This is a genomic window from Dictyobacter alpinus, assembly GCF_003967575.1.
In the GTDB taxonomy this organism is placed as follows: domain Bacteria; phylum Chloroflexota; class Ktedonobacteria; order Ktedonobacterales; family Ktedonobacteraceae; genus Dictyobacter; species Dictyobacter alpinus.
In genome coordinates, this window is sequence record NZ_BIFT01000002.1 from 1,564,541 (window position 1) to 1,582,719 (window position 18,179).

General features: G+C 45.8%; 17 protein-coding genes. 5 read left to right on the forward strand and 12 right to left on the reverse strand.

What is annotated here, in order from left to right; all coding sequences use genetic code 11:
• Positions 1 to 8: 8 nt before the first annotated feature.
• From EL633_RS28825 to EL633_RS28850, 6 genes are all read right to left on the reverse strand, one after another.
• The gene (locus EL633_RS28825) at positions 9 to 1,022 is read right to left on the reverse strand and encodes a DUF4349 domain-containing protein (RefSeq protein ID WP_126630681.1); all 1,014 of its coding nucleotides are present in this window, start codon (positions 1,020 to 1,022) and stop codon (positions 9 to 11) included.
• Positions 1,023 to 1,505: 483 nt separating this feature from the next.
• Positions 1,506 to 2,360, reverse strand: coding sequence for an LLM class flavin-dependent oxidoreductase (locus EL633_RS28830; RefSeq protein ID WP_126630682.1), 855 nt, complete (start codon positions 2,358 to 2,360; stop codon positions 1,506 to 1,508).
• Between the two features lie 84 nt (positions 2,361 to 2,444).
• Positions 2,445 to 3,602 carry an RNA polymerase sigma factor gene (locus EL633_RS28835; RefSeq protein WP_126630683.1) on the reverse strand — a complete coding sequence of 386 codons (1,158 nt, stop codon included), beginning with the start codon at positions 3,600 to 3,602 and terminating at the stop codon, positions 2,445 to 2,447.
• A gap of 101 nt (positions 3,603 to 3,703) precedes the next feature.
• Positions 3,704 to 4,747, reverse strand: coding sequence for a LacI family DNA-binding transcriptional regulator (locus EL633_RS28840; RefSeq protein ID WP_126630684.1), 1,044 nt, complete (start codon positions 4,745 to 4,747; stop codon positions 3,704 to 3,706).
• Positions 4,748 to 4,912: 165 nt separating this feature from the next.
• Positions 4,913 to 6,148 carry a glycosyltransferase family 4 protein gene (locus EL633_RS28845; RefSeq protein ID WP_126630685.1) on the reverse strand — a complete coding sequence of 412 codons (1,236 nt, stop codon included), beginning with the start codon at positions 6,146 to 6,148 and terminating at the stop codon, positions 4,913 to 4,915.
• 177 nt (positions 6,149 to 6,325) lie between these two features.
• On the reverse strand, positions 6,326 to 6,709 hold the full coding sequence (locus EL633_RS28850) for a hypothetical protein (protein ID WP_126630686.1): 384 nt from the start codon (positions 6,707 to 6,709) through the stop codon (positions 6,326 to 6,328).
• Positions 6,710 to 7,137: 428 nt separating this feature from the next.
• Here EL633_RS28850 and EL633_RS28855 point away from each other — a divergent pair, with 428 nt between their 5' ends.
• On the forward strand, positions 7,138 to 7,629 hold the full coding sequence (locus EL633_RS28855; protein ID WP_126630687.1) for a hypothetical protein: 492 nt from the start codon (positions 7,138 to 7,140) through the stop codon (positions 7,627 to 7,629).
• Positions 7,630 to 7,718: 89 nt separating this feature from the next.
• Positions 7,719 to 8,090, forward strand: a complete 372-nt coding sequence (locus EL633_RS28860; protein WP_126630688.1) for a hypothetical protein — start codon at positions 7,719 to 7,721, stop codon at positions 8,088 to 8,090.
• 93 nt (positions 8,091 to 8,183) lie between these two features.
• Here the strand turns inward: EL633_RS28860 and EL633_RS28865 are convergent, their stop codons facing one another.
• The 4 genes from EL633_RS28865 to EL633_RS36790 all read right to left on the reverse strand — a co-directional run bounded on the left by EL633_RS28865 (position 8,184) and on the right by EL633_RS36790 (position 12,900).
• On the reverse strand, positions 8,184 to 9,251 hold the full coding sequence (locus EL633_RS28865; protein ID WP_126630689.1) for a fatty acid desaturase family protein: 1,068 nt from the start codon (positions 9,249 to 9,251) through the stop codon (positions 8,184 to 8,186).
• Positions 9,252 to 9,649: 398 nt separating this feature from the next.
• Entirely contained in the window at positions 9,650 to 10,735 is a 1,086-nt protein-coding gene (locus EL633_RS28870) for a WD40 repeat domain-containing protein (protein ID WP_161982515.1), read from the reverse strand.
• 305 nt (positions 10,736 to 11,040) lie between these two features.
• Positions 11,041 to 11,730 carry a zinc ribbon domain-containing protein gene (locus EL633_RS28875; protein ID WP_126630691.1) on the reverse strand — a complete coding sequence of 230 codons (690 nt, stop codon included), beginning with the start codon at positions 11,728 to 11,730 and terminating at the stop codon, positions 11,041 to 11,043.
• Positions 11,731 to 12,726: 996 nt separating this feature from the next.
• Positions 12,727 to 12,900, reverse strand: a complete 174-nt coding sequence (locus EL633_RS36790) for a hypothetical protein (RefSeq protein ID WP_161982516.1) — start codon at positions 12,898 to 12,900, stop codon at positions 12,727 to 12,729.
• A 478-nt stretch (positions 12,901 to 13,378) separates the two neighbouring features.
• On the opposite strand from EL633_RS36790, the gene EL633_RS28880 reads away from it, so the two are divergent.
• Positions 13,379 to 14,116: an SMI1/KNR4 family protein gene (locus tag EL633_RS28880; RefSeq protein ID WP_126630692.1), complete on the forward strand. Its 738-nt coding sequence runs from the start codon at positions 13,379 to 13,381 to the stop codon at positions 14,114 to 14,116.
• Between the two features lie 190 nt (positions 14,117 to 14,306).
• Here the strand turns inward: EL633_RS28880 and EL633_RS28885 are convergent, their stop codons facing one another.
• Both EL633_RS28885 and EL633_RS28890 read right to left on the reverse strand, forming a co-directional pair.
• Positions 14,307 to 14,633 carry a DUF998 domain-containing protein gene (locus tag EL633_RS28885; protein WP_281275950.1) on the reverse strand — a complete coding sequence of 109 codons (327 nt, stop codon included), beginning with the start codon at positions 14,631 to 14,633 and terminating at the stop codon, positions 14,307 to 14,309.
• A gap of 141 nt (positions 14,634 to 14,774) precedes the next feature.
• Positions 14,775 to 15,374 carry a class I SAM-dependent methyltransferase gene (locus EL633_RS28890; RefSeq protein ID WP_126630694.1) on the reverse strand — a complete coding sequence of 200 codons (600 nt, stop codon included), beginning with the start codon at positions 15,372 to 15,374 and terminating at the stop codon, positions 14,775 to 14,777.
• Between the two features lie 171 nt (positions 15,375 to 15,545).
• Here EL633_RS28890 and EL633_RS28895 point away from each other — a divergent pair, with 171 nt between their 5' ends.
• Together EL633_RS28895 and EL633_RS28900 are read left to right on the forward strand one after the other, a co-directional pair.
• On the forward strand, positions 15,546 to 16,127 hold the full coding sequence (locus EL633_RS28895) for a TetR/AcrR family transcriptional regulator (RefSeq protein WP_161982517.1): 582 nt from the start codon (positions 15,546 to 15,548) through the stop codon (positions 16,125 to 16,127).
• A gap of 270 nt (positions 16,128 to 16,397) precedes the next feature.
• Positions 16,398 to 18,050 carry a L,D-transpeptidase gene (locus EL633_RS28900; protein ID WP_161982518.1) on the forward strand — a complete coding sequence of 551 codons (1,653 nt, stop codon included), beginning with the start codon at positions 16,398 to 16,400 and terminating at the stop codon, positions 18,048 to 18,050.
• Positions 18,051 to 18,179 lie beyond the last annotated feature (129 nt).

The window sequence follows — 18,179 nt, forward strand, 5'->3', positions numbered from 1 at the left end:
TACATACATTAGCTTTGTGGTGGTGGAGGCGAAGCACTAATCGTGGCCTTCAACGGTTGTAAAACGCTAGCGATACGTGAGCGATAGCGCCTCACAAGCCAGGTAATGATTGCAATTGGGACGATATAGATGCAAAAAGCCAGCAACCAGATCAGGAACGTCAGTATAGCCTGTCCAAAGTGCAAGGAAGCGGCAAACGCATCTGAGAAAACGCTACTAGCAGTCCAACCTGGAGTTGTGGCGGGTTGTGTCACCACACCCGGGATAATTGGTTGCAGACTTACAACCACCGTATAATAGGTAACCTGGCTGGACAATAGCTTTAAATGCGCTTCCGCATTCTCGATATTGCCTTCAACCTCAGACAACTTCTGATCAACAGTCACGATATCGCCAACAGACTGGGCATGGCTAAGCAGTTCTAACAAACGCGATTGCTCAACTTTATAATTTTTAATACGTGACTGGGTATCCACATAATCATTAGAGACATCCTGTACCGTCTCTTTAAATGCCACTAACTTGCCACCTGTAGCCCCCTGAAGATTGTAGTCACGCAAGTGGTTATACACTTGTGTATACATACTTGCCTGCACCGAAAAGGTCAGACTTACATTATAAAAATTGTCAGCCACCTGCGTATATTCACCGCCAGCCGAAGAAGAACGGGGATCGGTAGCGCCGATCCAGGTCTGAATATCGCTGGCAACTTTACGCGTATCTTTTACCTGCATCGTTACATTCAGCGTCTTAATCAAATACTGTGGACCTCCCTGCGCGGATCCTGCATCTGATTGAGAATTGGCCGAATTCGATTTTGCCGCCCCAGGCTGATTATTGGCCGTACTAGCCTGAGAGTTAGTATTACCACCACTACTAGACGGGCGATAAGGAGCTCTAGTGGTTGTAGAAGTGCCACTATTAGAAGCTGCGCTACCACAAGCAACTAAAAAAATCGCCAGCAGCAAAAAACTGGTGATAAACAATGAGGCTTTGTGTAGAGACATCCGTGTATGTTCCATAAGCCTACTCCTTCAGATTCATCCATGCCATCAGGCCGTCAGGTCCTCCACCTATCAGTTCGTCAGGCCAGATATATAATCAATTTCAACAGATGTTATAAAAATACGTCATTAAAACCATAAAGACTTATTCAATCTACGAGAAAGACGTCAGAAGCTTTGCAATAGTTCCCACAAGTGCTATCTATATTAAAATACGTTACTGCACGCCTATATATCTCATGATTATTGATAAATTCTCTACTTGTATTGCCTATAAGTAACTATTCATGTCTGGTTGATGCCGTGGGCATCAACCAGGTTTTTCGTGTGGTGGCGCAGAAAATTGTCGGGACAGCCAACAATTTTCTGCGCCACCACACGAAATTTTTTGCTCTGCGAAGCAGAACCAGAGCATTCTTGCGCGCAGGGGTTCCGAATAGGTACGCCTACAAATAAAAAAGGCTGGAAGAGAGTATATATCTCCTCCAGCTCATAACAAAGCTACAATCGAGGTGGTCCTTTACGTATGCGGTTGCGGCTTGCATCAATAGAGTTCCACTGTTCTAAGTCAGCTCCACAACGCATATCTTCCAACCACCAGGTCATACCAGCATCCGCCAATGGGAGAATAGTATCAGCATCCCGCCCAGGATCATCGCCAGTCGTGGTGCCATAATAAAGAAAATCGAATGGCTTAGCGGTGGCCTGTTGCTCACGTATATATGTCACAAATTCACGATACGTCGCGACATTTATATGCTTATCCACATTGCCAGCTGAAGGTACCACCCCATCCCAACGCGCCGCCCGACGCATAGGAGCCTTATGTGGCCAGGTCGCCGCCACCCAGATTGGAATGCCTCCAGGATGAACTGGTGCTGGCAGGAAAACAGTATCCTTTACCTGATAATAAGAGCCAGTGTAATTAAACGGCTTACCACTCCAAAGACCTACCAGAATATCAAGGGCCTCATCAGTCATGGCCGCCCGGCGTTTGATATCTGTCTCCTCGCCAAAATTATCCAGGGAAAATGGCTCGTTCCCAACGCCTACCCCGAGAATAAAGCGACCATTTGAAAGATGATCCAACGCCAGTGCCTCACGAGCCACCATCCACGGGCGTCGCCGTGGCAATGGGGTGACCAGCGGACCAAAGCGAATATGTTTGGTATGGGAAGCGATACCAGCCATAACAATCCAGGGATCAACCACGGCCATCTCATACAGTCCAAGTGAAATGTGATCCCAGAGAAAAAAACCATCCCAGCCAGCTACCTCAGCCTCCTGGGCCAGTTCAATCAATAAGCGAGGATCGGCAGCCACACTAAGATTGGGCATGTAAAGTCCATATTGCATCTGTACTTGTCCTTTTCCTTGCACTCAGCAAACAGGCATCGTATCTATGAGTAAGCAGATGAGTAAAAGAGAGACGGCTGTGGATTACTCGTGGACGGTTGCAAGTACTGCCAGGGTCTGGGCATGAACGTAGAGGAGTAAGCGCTCCCTACTTTTACGATCATCTAACCGCAGACACCAGGCAGACAGTTCATTAAACTGCACAGGTTGAGCTGAACGTGAGATCCATTGTGGATGGGTAAGCATAAAATGCTGGATCTCAGGATGACGATGAAGACATTTCCAGGCCCAGGTACTGGCCTCTCTATCGCAGCCGGGACAGTGTAAAGACAGCAGCAGGTCGCCAGCCAGAGCCTGCTCGATAGGCATGACGGTTAACATTGGCGCACAGAGTCCACACCAGGGACACGTGTGCCAGCCATGTTGCAATTGTGGAGTCAAATGCTGTAAAATCCAATGCTCTACTCGCTTAAGCGCCGGTTTTACTGAACGTACACCATGCAAAGGAATTAATCCTCTGGTCTCACGTTCAGCTTCACAACCAGGACAACGTGTACGCAAATTTATCCCACCATCAGGCAACGTTTCAAAGGTCCCTGATAGTTGATAATGACCACACTGACGACAAGGGATGCGCGCAGCATGCCAGTTAAGGTCTGAGCACGCTTCAGGCGCGAAACCAAAGGCCAGGGCATCATCACGGAACTCGCGTGCTAACAGGTCGCGTAACTGCCGACGAGCTCGATGTAAGCGTGTTTCCAGAGCACTTACGCTTAATCCAAGCCGTAAAGCCGTAGCACGCTGTGGCAACTCCGCCAGATAATATAACTCCACCGCCACCCGATACTCGTGTGGAAGTTGATCGAGCATACGCGCCACCAGACAACGCAGATCCTGACTGATCACCACATCCACAGGATCACTAGCCTGCTCATCCACCAGTTCTTCACCGTATGGCTCATCATGCTGAACTGGATCAACCAACCATTGTCCCAGTCCCTGCGTATGCCGCTGGAGAGCCCGTTTATGCCCTGTAGACCAGCGCAAGCACACATTGCGACAGATACCACTCAACCAGGCCTCAAAACGCTCTGGCGAGCGTAATCCATCCACGTGTGACCAGGCTTCAATTAATGTCTCCTGCACAACATCATCTACAGCATCCAGCGGAATGCCATAGGCAGTAGCCTGGCGTAAAAGGCGCGGTCGAGCCAACTCTAGCGCATCATCAGATCTCATCATCAAATACCTGTCTCTCTTCAATTCTGCTTTACACTATAGTCAGCATAAATAGAACTTTCCTTGCGTCAATTTATCAAAAGAGAGAAGCAAACAGCTTGCAATTACGATAAAGGACATGGACCGGTTGATTGACGAACAACCAGACGAGTTGAAAGAGAGGTATGCATGGCATCTAGACGAGCTTCAGCTCGATTACGGAAGAGGACATCGACACCAGTATAACCAACCTCATAACGCGGTTGATGAACGGTCGTCAAGGTAGGGGTAACAAAAGAGGCAAAGCTAGCATCACCAAAACCAACGACTGAAAGATCACCGGGAACAGACAGCCCTTGCTCGGCAGCAGCATGCAACGCTCCAACCGCCATATCATCGCTAAAAGCCAGGATCGCAGTCGGTCGATCTGGCAGACTCAGTAATTCTTTGGCTGCCTGATAGCCACCTTCAAGGGTAAACTCACTCTCGCGAATCAAGGTAGGGTCTTGTGATAAACCAGTGGAAAACATCACCGCGTGATAACCAGCCAGACGATCAATACTCATACACCAGCTGGCATCACCAACCAGAATGCCAATCCGCCGATGTCCTAAAGACAAGAGGTGTTTAGTCGCCGCCCTGGCACCACCGATATTGGCTCCGGTCACGGTAGGGATAGCATCGCTCAAAGGAGTACGAGGATCAATAACCACAAAGGGGAAATCAGCCTGACGGAGTTGGAGTAATTCGTCATCAGACTCAGCTGGTAACACAAACAGGGCCGCGTCAACCCCATCCCCCAGGAAACGCTCCAGTAATGTGCTATTAGAGCCTGAATATAGGGATGAAGAGCAGAGCACCAATTGAGCTTTTTGTTTATTCAAGGCATCGGTAATGCCATGCAGTATCCCCATAAAATGCTCATCATGAGGTATACTCACCCCGATACGCTGAAGAGGTGGGCGGGCCATGCCACGAGCATGGCGGGGAGTACTGTAACCCAGGTCCCGCACATGTGCCAGCACTTTATCACGAGTCGCAATAGAGACATCTGGACGTCCATTCAGCACCCGCGACACGGTTGAGATAGAGACACCCGACTTACGAGCCACATCCCAGATAAGGGTGCGGGACTCACGTATACCAGAATTTGCTTGTCTATCCTCCAACTAAAGCCTCAATTTGATCAAGTAATAGTTACCCTGTTAATCGCCGCAAATAAATTCCGGCTTGTACAAAGTCTAATGAGCATTTATTTGTTTGTCAAGCCATATTATTTTGCCCTGTCCAAAAGTCTTATTTTCACGCCTGCTATTGAACAGTTATAAATACATTCAAGCTTGCTGAGCATCGTGTGGCTTCTGTTGAGCCTTTTTTTGTTGCAGAAAGATACTCCACCAGAAGAGCCCACATACGATCAAGCCAACCAGCCCAAAACCCACAAATTTTAAGATGCGAGGTAATGTCAATGCACTCAATCCAAAGATGGCAGTCACGGTATAGAGAATGTAACACACCTGCCGAGCGTTCAGTCCACCAAACAGCAAACGGTAATGGAGATGTGTTTTATGAGAATATTGTGGCAGAAGATCGCGCTGCATAGGATTCTGGCCGCGCCGTATACGATTCAGCATGACCCAGGCAATATCCAGAATAGGAATACCAAGTATCATCAATATCAAGGCAAATTTGGCTCCTCCCATAATCGAGATCATCGCCAGAGCAAGTCCAAGGAATTGTGAGCCCGTATCGCCCATGATCATACGACTTGGATTCCAGTTATGAGGCAAGAAACCTGCCACCGCACCAGTAAAAATGGCGGCCAGCGTCGCAATGGTATACTGTCCTAGTTGAAAACTAATAATCGTAATAAATAGTCCTACAATAGATACAATTCCTGCAGCCAGACCATCCAGCCCATCAATAAAATTAATGGCATTCATCATGCCCACAAACCAGAACCAGGTAAACAAGACAGCGGGTATCGCCAACCATGACACAACCGGTTCTCGGATAAACAACGTCAGTTCCGGCTGCTGATACCAGGGTAAAGCAGCAGTATAAGCCAGTCCAACATGAACAAATGGATTATTGACGCCAAAGAACAAGACTCCATGGAAGCGCTGCAATCCCGGTCCCATCAAAATGAGAACGGCTACAGTCTGAGCCAGCAGCTTTGGTAAAGGCTTCATGCCTTTAACATCATCGTAGGCATGGACAGCCACAATCAATAGCGCAGCCAGCAGAAACAGCACATAAATAATCAATTCCTGTGATATAGAATGGCCCCAGATAAATTCTTGTTTTCCTGGTTGCACAAATAACGTTGGCAGGTAAAAGAGGAGAGAGGAGAAGAGAAAAGCCGCAAAAATAGCCAGGCCGCCCAGGCGTGGAAGGGATTTTTTATGAACCTTGTGGGCTACCACGGGTTCGAACCAATTATACTTGCGGCATACGGCCAATACGCAAAAAGTCAAAACATATGTCAGAAGGAATGCCGCCACCGCACCTAAAAAAAGCAATGAATGATTCGCAACCAGAAACTCTAAGCTCGCTTGAAACAACTTCATGATAGATCCTTACCAAACAGCATCAGGCAATGCTTGACTATCTCCTTTCTCCAGTATAGAAAATCTGCTGCACGAAAAGCTAGCATCTCCCTATAAAAGTAGTACTTACGGCGTCAAAAAAGCCTGGGCACGTTCCCATGGTGATTTGTTCCACCAGGTATCCATGCACAGGCTTGTTTACTCCTCGTTAACATAGCCAAGTCGGCGTGCTCGTTCGCATGCTTCTAAAGCCTCTTCATCGCGATCTAGCTGATCAAGAGCATACGATTTCTGCTTATAAAGCCAACCATCATTTGCATATCCCAGATTACGAGCACGCTCGAATGCCTCTAAAGCCTCACGGTAACGCTCAAGCTGATTAAACATCCAGCCTTGTTGCTCATATAACCAACCTTCATCGATTGCATCTAACAACAAGGCATATTTGATAAACTTCAGTGTCTTTTCATGGCGAGCCGCCCCAACGAAAATATCAACATCTTCAGGCCGATATGGTGAAACCAGCTCAGAAGCAAGAGCATTCACAGTAGTTAAAGAAGTTTGATCTGAATGTTGCATCATTTATTGTCCCTCAAACAGATTTTCATCCATTATAAACAAATGCATGCGTGCTATCAAGTGCACGCCTCTACTTATTCCATCATCATGACAAGATCTGAAAGTCATCACATCAAGTCAATCGATCATCTCAAAGCTCCCGATCATAATCATATTGTTCATTGTTCTGTTTATGTAGGTGTTCGTTGGCGTCATAAAATTTTCTTGATAAAACAGATACGCATGAACATTTATAATAGATCCACGATCCATCTCTTTATTCTTGACGTTTGAACATGCCAAAATCATAAGAAGATAGGAGAAAGTCGTGGATAGAGAAGCAGGAATATAGTTATTCTAGCATACCTTTTCAAGCTATGTTATTATTATAGGCAAGCGAAAAGCACAATTATCTTGATAACAACATAACAACGAAAAAGATAGGATGCGCTGTGGACGAGGAACTAACGCAAGAAGAGTACGAAGAAGAAACACTTTTTGAGACACGGCACCATATCATCATTCTAGTACGCCCTGCAATTGCGATGGCTTGCCTCCTGTTGATCATGATTGTCTGTGCCACCCTCCTCCCTTCCATTTATGGCGCCGTTGGTTGTATCTCACTCTTACTCCTACTGGCATGTTGTATTTATCTGATCCGCGAAATCATCCGCTACCAACAAGGGAACTTTGTCATTACAGATAAACGACTTTTTATACATGATCAAGGAGTTGCCCGCGAGTGGTTGCTGGATGAGATCGAGGGAGTGGATAATCTCAATCATCCACGCATCCCCTATCCGCTTTCAGCCAGACAACTACGCATCCGGGATAGTGGAGGAAAAACAACCAGTTATTCCGATATAGCACAGGCCGAAAAGCTCCAGCAAACAACCTACAATCTGATTGCCAACCAATCAAGCCAACCAGCCATAGATATTTAACTATGAACATGCCTGCAAGCATGTCTAGCAAGCATTTGAGCGCACAACTATACTGGATAGAGAATGTCATAACCAGTCGGGAGGGTTTTATGGAGGCGCTACAAAAATGCGGTATTACCATCAAGCAGTATGGAAAATTTCATGTGCGTGAGGTGCGAACAGGTGCCAATCAACTACCAGCAGGCATTCTACAAATCTCCCTCGAACACAATGCTGAAGAAGAAATGTTCATCGGCTATGTTCCCATCAACAATAGTAGTTTACCTCTGATACAACAGCGTATTCGCTTCTGGATCATGGAACAACAAAGTCAGTTGAATCAAGTAGAACAATGGATAAGTGACACGTTCGATCCCAGGACACTGGAAAAGCTACAAGAACTCAATACCATCCTCGAGATCAGGCACAAAGAAGTTCAACAAGCTCTCAGCGAAATTGATCTCGCCTATCAAGTCGGCTAACTTCTTTTGTGCCATGGAATTAAAATGCAATTGTGCATGCCACTTACTCACTCATGGCTCGCACAATTGCATGGCATCAAAGTTACACGCGTGCTAAGCGGCTCCACGCAAGGGAGCACCAATCTGATGCAGATGCACCAGGATTTCTTTTAATGATTGCAGAGGGTAGGTCTCATGATAAGGAATCTCATGCTCTTCACAAAAGAGCTTAATCATATGACGTGCCTCTTTCAATTTATTGCGAGGCATGCTGGGGAAAAGGTGATGCTCAATTTGATAATTCAAGCCACCATAGATGAAATCAACCACGGGATTGCCATAGATGTTACGTGAAGTCATGACCTGACGATGCAGGAAACCAATTTTGCTTTCTTTCTCCACTACCGGCATACCCTTATGGTTGGGAGCAAAAATCGAACCCAGATAAAAGCCTGTGGCTGCCTGGTTGATCATAATAAAAATGATGGCCTGCCACCAATTCATATTATATAGGATTGCCCCAAAGTACAGCACAAAGTGCGCAATCATCAAAGCCCATTCAGCAGCCTGATACTTGGCTTTGTTGCGTAAGAGAAATCGCACACTATTAATCTGTAGACTCGCAGAAACCGTCATCAGTGCAGGCAGAAAAATGAAAGCCTGATGCTTCACTAAAAATTGCCGGAACTTACTAATTTGAGAAACATCTTCCATACCCGTAAATTCAAGAAACGGAATCTCGATATCTGGATCCATATCTAACTGATTGGGATGACTGTGGTGAGTGTTATGTTTATCTAACCACCAGCCATAGCTCATACCAATAAACAGATTTCCCCCCAGCAAAGCAACCATGTCATGTTTCCAGGAACGATTGAACATCTGACGATGTCCTGCTTCGTGGCTGAGCAAGCCAATCTGAGTAAAAACAAAGGCCATAAAAACAGCATTAAGCAGTTGTAACCAGAAAACATGAACGGAAAACAGCAAGGCGACACTGAGAACCAGTAATGCCGTCAATAAAAGGATACGATATCCATAGTAAACAGGCTGTTTCTCTAACAAACCACGCTTCTTTATCATCTGCTTCAACTCGACGAAATCGTGGCTCGAGGTCTCAGATGACAAACTTGCCACTGCGGGACCATTGTCCGGCAAAGTGAGCAATGCATTCTTCTTCATTAAGCGGCTTCCTTAACACAAATTTGTGATACTAGTAAGGTCTATGAAACATCAACGTTTTGAGACCGGAATTGCTTTTTAAATTGTTGATTCGTGCATGCAACCTGCCGTATGGCTCATCTTGAAACCGTTCATACAACAAAATACACAAACATAATCAAACGCTCTTATAGAACTCATCATATATAGGAGAGAATAAAACGCAATTTTGTTTCACTCCATGACCCGAATAGGACATTTAGCAAATGAATCCGAAAAAAAAGGAACATAAAACTATGAAGTGTTTCAAATATTACCTTTTATAGAAAGACCCCTGGCAGGGTGGTCGTGGTCACCCTGCCAGGGGTCTTTCTATAGGCGTGTGGTGTCAGAGAGAAACCTGAGGCCAACAATGTCGTTTAAGAAGCCTGCCAGACCTTGATGGAGCCAGCATCACCATCTTTATTGGAGCCAGCATCACTAGAAACCAGATAAGTAGCATCTGGCGACCATGCGACTGCTTTAACGGGATGATGGTGCTCACTATATGTATAAACCTCATTCCCGCTGGTAGCATTCCAGATATGAACTGCAGTATCAGTTGAGACAATGAAAGCACCATCTGGAGACCATCTTACATGTGAAGTTGCGGTATTTGTATGTGTATCGATGGTTCCCACAGGCTTTTTAGGATTCTTTATATCCCAGATCTGAAGCGTCTTGGTGGCTGAAACCAGATATTTATCATCCGGCGACCAGGATATCGAAGTGATTTTGCCAGTAGTTGCATATTTAACGGCGTTTTTTCCGTTGCCTGCATCCCAAACAACTAACACCCCATCGGTACTGGCTGAAGCAATACGCTTACTATCCGACGACCAGGCCAATGACACAACATCATTTTTATGGCCGCGATACGTGAAAATAGCTTTTCCAGTTGCTGCATTCCAAACATCGACCCAATGAGTTGATGCCTTGTTCCCCGTGCCTGCATAGGTATAGGCGGTCGCAACCATTGTTTTATCTGGTGACCACTCCATAGCATTCACATGTAGCGATTCAGGTGAGAAATTTTTCTGGCCCTGAGTAGTATAGACAAATTTTTGCTTATTTGTCTGCACATTCCAGACAACGATCTGTGAACTGCCCGTTACCAATTGTTGTGCATCAGGTGACCAGGCAACGGCCGTAACATCAGCGCCATTGGTGTTTAACGTTACTGGATGAGCCCCGGTTAGCGCATCCCATATTTGTACATTTTTTCCTGCCGCTACAACACGGTCCCCAACAGGAGACCACGCAACCGCAGTCACGTTGTTCGTCGCTTGTCCATCCTGGCTAAACACAGTATTCCCAATTTTTCCACCAGATTGAAAAGCATTAATTGACTGAATAAGCAAGTTACCGGTGACAAACAAAAAAAGTAATACTGTAGCCAGGAGGGCAAAACGTAAAGCGTAAACACTCCCTCGATTGACGCGGGATAGCTTCTTTCCAGGTGTCATTACATCTTGCCTCTCCTCCATAGTTGGTAAAGTTTTAGCAGTTTGATCTCTCATTTTTTTCTCATTTACTTTTTTCAGTAGTAATAACAGAACACGTTTTCCATTATAGAATGAGATGTTCCAATAATACAAGACTTTATAGAACGAATTTAAACCCTAATAATAGAAGGTACTATTGGAGCCAGTAAATGTAACAAATAGGATCAACTGGGAGATACAAGAAAGAAGGACCGAAAAGAAAGAGCTTTCCGGCCCTGTTGCCTTAGCAAAAGCACTGTGAGGGCATATAATGAGATTCTTCAATATTACTGGGGGGATGCAGCACCACATTTAGAACAGAAAGGAGCTCCAGGCTTAAGTGCAGCTTTACAACGTGGACAATAGAGCTGCTGAGGCTTTAACGCTGTTCCGCACCATGAGCAATAAAGATCATCACTATCATTCATTTTCTGACAATGGCCGCAACGCTTCTGGCCGGGTGAGCTCATTGGAGGTGAATCTGGTTGAGGGGCTGAACGTGGGGTCTGAGGAGGTGGGCCAGCAGGCATAGGTCCAGCCCCCTGCTGCATCTGAGCCTCAACATGAGGAGGGACTGGTCCCATATGGACATCTGAACGCTGTTGTAATGCGACAGCATCTAGCGCCTCAAACAATTGGGATTCAAGACCAGCCTGACGCAGCACACCAGCACCAGTTGTAAAGAGCAACGGCCAGAAAAAGATCATCCCCAGCAGGCCTGATGCCGCTTTATCTTCCCAACGATGCTCTCCAACCAGAGCCACCACACCACCAGGAGCACTCCGAAAGATCACCGTCAACGCAGCCTGCATACCCAGAATGGCCTCAAAATCACCACCTTTGCGTAGCTGAACCACCATATGTCCCGGATTCCCAAAATGCTGAACCTGATATCCTTGCGCCTGAAAAATGTTTTCAAAATCCCGTATCATACGCTCAATACTCAGTCCAGGCGCTTGATAAAAACGTGTACTCATAAAACTTTCCTCTCATAATTTGTGTTCATTACCTTATATACGTTAGCAAAAAGCTTTATTTGCATTTCTAACAAGCTCATACAAAATTCCAGTAAAAACTTTTTGAGAGGCTGACCAGGGAGTGGTGGTCAGCCTCTCAAAAACAAGCGAGCACCGCAAGTGCGAGGCGTCAGGCATCAACCTAAATAACGCCATGTGCAAGTTTTCACATACCCACTCTTTTGAGGAGGAACATGGCGAGGCGGTCGCGACCGCCTCGCCATGTTCCTCCTCAAAAGAAGCGAGAGCCGTAGGCGCGAGGTGTGAGGGATAAAACTTGCACATGACGTTAAATATAACATCAGCAAAACACATATTTACCAGAAACCAACACTGCAAAAACAATCATAAAGCGACATATACCATAGCAACAGACTATTTATACTAAAAAAAGCCAGCACAATACACATATAAAGCATAAGGAAAGGCAGGCATGCAGCACCTACTACACTACACCATCCCCTTCATTCTTTTTCTACTGACAGGAGTATTTCTGCTAAAAGCTATCGCCCTGTCACAACCAGGACAGAGAAGACGCAATTTTATACACAGCATGTGGATCTTTCTTGCCGCATTACTATCGCTGAGCCAAAACGGCATCTGGCTTCTTCCATGCATCTTTATATACAGACTATATCCGACAATTTTGAGTATATTTAGAAAAAAAATACTTCCACACCACGTCCGCACTCCCCATCATAGTCAGTTTGTGTATCAGGAAGAGAGTCAGTCCTTGCATTATCAATATCTGACCTCCTACTACTCATATGATGAGAGACCACAAGCACTCTATCCTCAGGTGCTACCACCACAATAGATCAAGACAGAAAAAAGCTGATGAAGCTGGCTCCAGAGCCGGCTTCATCAGCTTTCGCAGTTTGATGGATGCTAAAGACATGGGCGCAACATGATAGGCAGATAGACCACCATGTTATCTTTCTCATCAATCAGCCTACATTATATTGACAGTGAAAGATCGGGCAAGTTCTTAGCGACAATCGTGCGAATGGCGATGGCAATCATCATAATCACGATGGCAATCATCATAATCACGATGGCAATTGTCATAACCATTGTGACGGCCACGATGGGACTCATGACGGTAATTACGCGAATCACAACCATGGCCACCGTTTACATTCTTCAATACCTGCTCATCCAACTCGAGCTCAGGAGCCTGGGCAATTGATGTGACGCTCTGGCTTTTACGGAACACGTTTGAAAACTTCATGTTAGATTCCCTTTCTTGCTTGTGACTTTAATACATACCGGCAACAACCGGCATTTTTTACAGTGCACTACTTGCTTCTAAGAACCACCCACTCGCAAGTGTATGTCTCCTATGTGCCATAGTATAATTTAGCTGCATTTGAAATACAGTTGTCTACTTCACATGTTTTTTGTGATATATATCACTTCTTGGATAATTCAATCATGAAGATATTTTATAACACAAGAAATGCCGGATTCAATGAGCGGATTAATGTGCGTATCAGCATATACAGATCAGAGTCATGCATGGTCACTGTTGACAAGAAAGGCAGAGCATATTAGGCTTGTATACGCACGTATCATGCTGCCCAATACAAGCTAGTAGAGGTAACGATCTATGCCACACATTAATGAGCGCATCCTGGAGCAAATTCGAGAGCAAACGGAAACCACGTGGCGCGACAGTAAACCGCTAACCTTTGACGAATTTCTCGCTCAGGATAAAGCAAGTTATATCTGGCAACAAGGGACTAAGTGGCTGGGATTAAGTGACGTGGAGTTAAATGCACTTGAGAAACAATGGTCACTGCAATTTCCACCGGATTATCGCTTGTTCTTAAAAATTTTACATTGTATGGATAAACCGGTCATCATCGCTAAGTATGATGCGAACATAAAAAAAATCATTCCTTCTGATGCTATTTTATTTCAAAACTGGCTAACGGATACGGAAAACATACAAACTGTCTATCAACAACTCAGGGAAGATCTGATTTATGATGTCTTAAATAATAACTTATGGAAATCTGGATGGGGAAGGAAGCCTGTTACTAGATATGGGCAGGGTCAACAGATAGAGAAGCTTATTGCGGAAGCTCCGAAGTTGATTCCGATTTATGGGCATTGTTTTCTTTTGGCGGAACCGAATGTGGCTGGAAATCCTATTTTAGTTCTGCACCAATCGAAAATGCTTATTTATAGTCCTGATTTTTATGCTTTTTTGTGTAAGGATTTTCCGGATTTGCTTCATTTAGATAAAAAGGAGTTGCAGCGTTTGCATATCGAAAGTCGTCGATTTAGTAAAGAGAGATATGGGGTGTATAAAAGGGTTCCTTTCTGGGGGGAGCTGATTTAATTGCTGACACCTCGCGCCTATGGTGCTCGCTTGTTTTTCGAGAGACCGACCAGAAAGACGATTACAACTGTCTATCTGGTCGGCCTCTCAACGGGTTGGGTCACGTATGGGTGGTTTTCATACATAACATGGACCTCCCTTCATTATGTTTACCCGGTCCGCGTGTAAGACCTATTTATTCGACAGGCACCTATAGAACCTTCTTGCTCATAAGTCTAATCGCCAGCAGAGCAATCCAACACCCGCTAACAAGGATACCAATCCGTGCAATGAGTCCTACTGGCCCCCCGTCCAACAATTTGAAGGTGAGGACGAAGACAACATCAGAGGCGAAGACCAGCAGGCCAGTAACAACCGAATACCAGACCCAGCCGCGCCTGGCAGGATCGGCGGCATCGCGCCGTGCCAGCACAAAACAAGCAGCAGCCAGCGAAATGAACTGAAGCTGGCCAAGGAGATTATGAAAGGTTCCAGGAACGGTTGCCATGCTGGACGCTCCTGCTGGGTACCCCAGCACCGGGTCAGTCTTTCACGATTGCTTTGGTGAATAGGCTCTTCATATTAAAGTCACGTCAGCAAGAAAGCCAGGCAGCAGCCAAGACTAGCCCCTCCACCACCAACCATTTGCAGTGACGGAAAGTTATGGAAGAAATCGGTATCAATCATCTGCTCTCTTCATACCGATGGTGATACGCACAAAGCGCGCAACAGGACCTGGTTGCGCCTGAACATTCAGACCCGCCTGTTCAAAACGCACACGCATCTGCGCTGCACTGTGAACACGTGGAAACTGCCAAACAAACCAAGTGGGTAAGGTGAAGTCAGCAAGAAGAAAGAAGCCGCCAGGTCGCAACACTCGGGCACCCTCACGCATACCGGCAGCCTGATCCCGCCAGTGATGAAAAGAGATGGTCGAAAGCGCTAGATCGACCGAGGCATTCTCCAGTGGCAATGCCTCACCGGAACCCATGAAAAAACGAGCCTCTGGGGTGAGCCGGCGTGCGACTTCCAGCATTTTGTGCGCCGGATCAACCCCAGAAAGGTGTGCCTCCGGCCAATATTCATGCACTTTCCGCAAGAGTCTCCCGCTGCCACAACCGATATCCAGCACACGCGCTGGTTTGAAGCGGCTGGCGGCTTGATGTAATACTGCCAAGTGAACAGGATCAAACAGGCGTTGCTGCATCCAGGAACGTTCGTACGTCGATCCCCAGCGCTCAAAGAGTTCAACATCAAGTGTGTGGTGTGTGTTTTTCATTGTCTGTTTTCCTTCTCCTTTCAAGTTTTCAGAATGGCATGTTTTTTACCGAATATGGTATTCTGAGGAGAGAATACAAGGGAGTGTGCTCTCTAGCAAGCACACACCAGGGAAACCATTCTCTACCGAACAACTGGGCCTGATTGTTCGTCAAAGAAGGAGGGAATAGGAGTGAAACAACAGAAAGCAGATCGTCGTTCCCAACGTACCTACCGCCTGGTAAGTTCCGCCTTTGCTGAACTCTTGGGAGAAAAACCCTACGAGGAGATTCTAGTACAGGATATTTTGGATCGAGCAGACATTGGCCGTACCACCTTCTATGCCCATTATTTCGATAAAGAGGATGTCTTGAGCAGTATGATAGCAGAGCAACTGAAGCTGTTCACGCACCAGATCTCCCATGCACCAGCAAGACAACGGGTTATACCCAGTCTGGAGTTGTTTGAGCATATCTACGACTCTCCGAATCAGCAGTTCCGGGCGCTGATGCGCAGCCGTGCGGGCGAGCCCTTGTGGGAAGCCTTGCAAACGGTACTGTCTCAAGCGATTGAACCAATCCTATCCACCTTCTTTGCAGAAAAGCGTTCCCCGTCGATCCCTCTGCCAGTGGTCTCACAGTACCTGACCGGGGCCTTTCTCACCTTGCTCAAATGGTGGGTCGCTGCTGACATGCCCTACCCACCAGAACAGATGGAAAGCATCTTCCAGCAACTGGCACTGCCCGGAGTGTGGACCATGCTCAAGGAAAAGTAAACAGAAATCGGACCCTGTTAGAGAAATGGGAAACCTTTCTTTGTTTCTCTTCAGCGATATATGAACTATTACCATTGATCATTTTTAGTCCTAGAAGTGCAACATTTTGCCTTCAAAATCGATTATAATAGAGTATAGAGATATATATATTCCTATCTTTATGGCCAATGTCTATGTAAAATTTTTTAATTTAACTGGATCCAGGAGGCACATCTCATAATGGTTTATAATAAGCCCGGTTGGCGGCGCTCGAAGAGAGTGCTAACAATTATGAGTGTTACCTTACTCCTTTTGATGATGCTGAGTGCCTGCGGCGATCCACAGGTTCAAAGTCAGGCATCAACGGATAAGGGCGAGTTTGATAAAGCTATTGCTCATGCGCAAAGTGTTGGGGTTCCTGACACTCTTCTCAATCCAATCCGAGCACAGGCAAATAAATTAAGTGGCACGCATGAACCAGTTACGCTGTTCTCCAGTCAGCCTGCCACAAATTATTATTCAAACGTTGCTAAAAACTATCAAACATTAACGTTACAGGTGCGCGGGCTTGAATATCAGTCAACCCAACAGTATGGACATCAAGCATCGATAGACTTAAAAAGCTTTTCTTCATTGCTCTCACAACGCCAGTCTCAGGGTTATGTCGAAGCACAAAATTTCGCAAATACGTTGACTCAGGTTCAACAACAGATGAATCAGGCGCAATTTCCCAGGCAGTTTATTGACGTGAGCCAGAAGGCGCAAGAGGCAACTGAATCATTAAAGCTTTTAGGTACGGCCAATGATAGCTTGATGTCATTTAAAGGGCTGATCAAGACATTGAAGGACTCTAATCTGGACACAACTGCGCTAGAGAAGCAGGCAGATGAAGATGTCCAACAGTTCCGAGTGGCGAACAAACCCAGCGATTTTCATCAGATCATCAAACAGCTTAGCGCACAGACGCAGACTGCTAATACAATTTCAACCCAGGCAGTGCCTTATCTGGGGCAGTACAGGTTGGGATTATATAAAACGTCCATTGACAAAGTAAAAAGTTTCGGTGGCAATCCAGATCAATATCAAAAACAATATGATAGTGATAAGGCGTTGCTGGATAGCGGTAATTTTGTCAAGTTCTCAGCTCAACTAGAAAAAGATATGACTGATATTCGCCTGCCACTGTTGCAGTTACAGGCGACCCACGATGTCAATCAATTAATGACTGATACAAAGAATTGGGGCCATGCCCATCAGTATCATGATAGCTGGAATGGCCAATCTTACGATCAGGCTTATGATTATTGGAATGGAACGCTCTATGATTTACAGAGCCAACTTTCTTATGCTCAGACGTCTGATGATTTCCAGGCCATCATCGATGGCGCCAAGGATCAAAGGACACTTTTTGAAGGTATGCAGACCGACGCGGGCGATACAAGTCCATATAACGTTGCTCATCAAAGCGACCTTACCTTGATGAAGGCGTTTAATGCAACCAAAGGAAAGGTCATTCTGGCTTCTTTGTATAATGGTGCTCTGCGTGTCTACCAGGATGGGAAACTGATACACTCAATGCAGGTAGTTTCAGGTATGCCGGAAAAACCCTCCCCTCCAGGAGTTACCACCGTTACGAATCGACAATCGCCAGCTACATTCAAGTCTTTCGAAAAAGATAAGAATTCGCCGTTTTACTATCCTGATACCAAGATCAACTATGCGATGATGTATCATACAGGCGAATATTACTTCCATGATAGCTGGTGGAGAGCCGATGACGATTATGGTCCTGGCAAACAGTTTCCACACTATGCACCTAATGCTAGCAATGAAGGCACACACGGTTGTATTAATATGTCATTGGATGAAGCAACCTGGTTGTGGAAATTCACCACGCCGACTGATCCTAATGGTGCCGATACAATCACTGCGATCGTCTATTAGTTCATACGATATTCATGTTCGGTGTCCGAAACCTTGTGTTTACGACACGCGCTAAAAGAAAGGGGTGTCTGGACGGCTATGACCGTCCAGACACCCTTTCTTGTTCCTATGATGAGAAACAACGTTTGC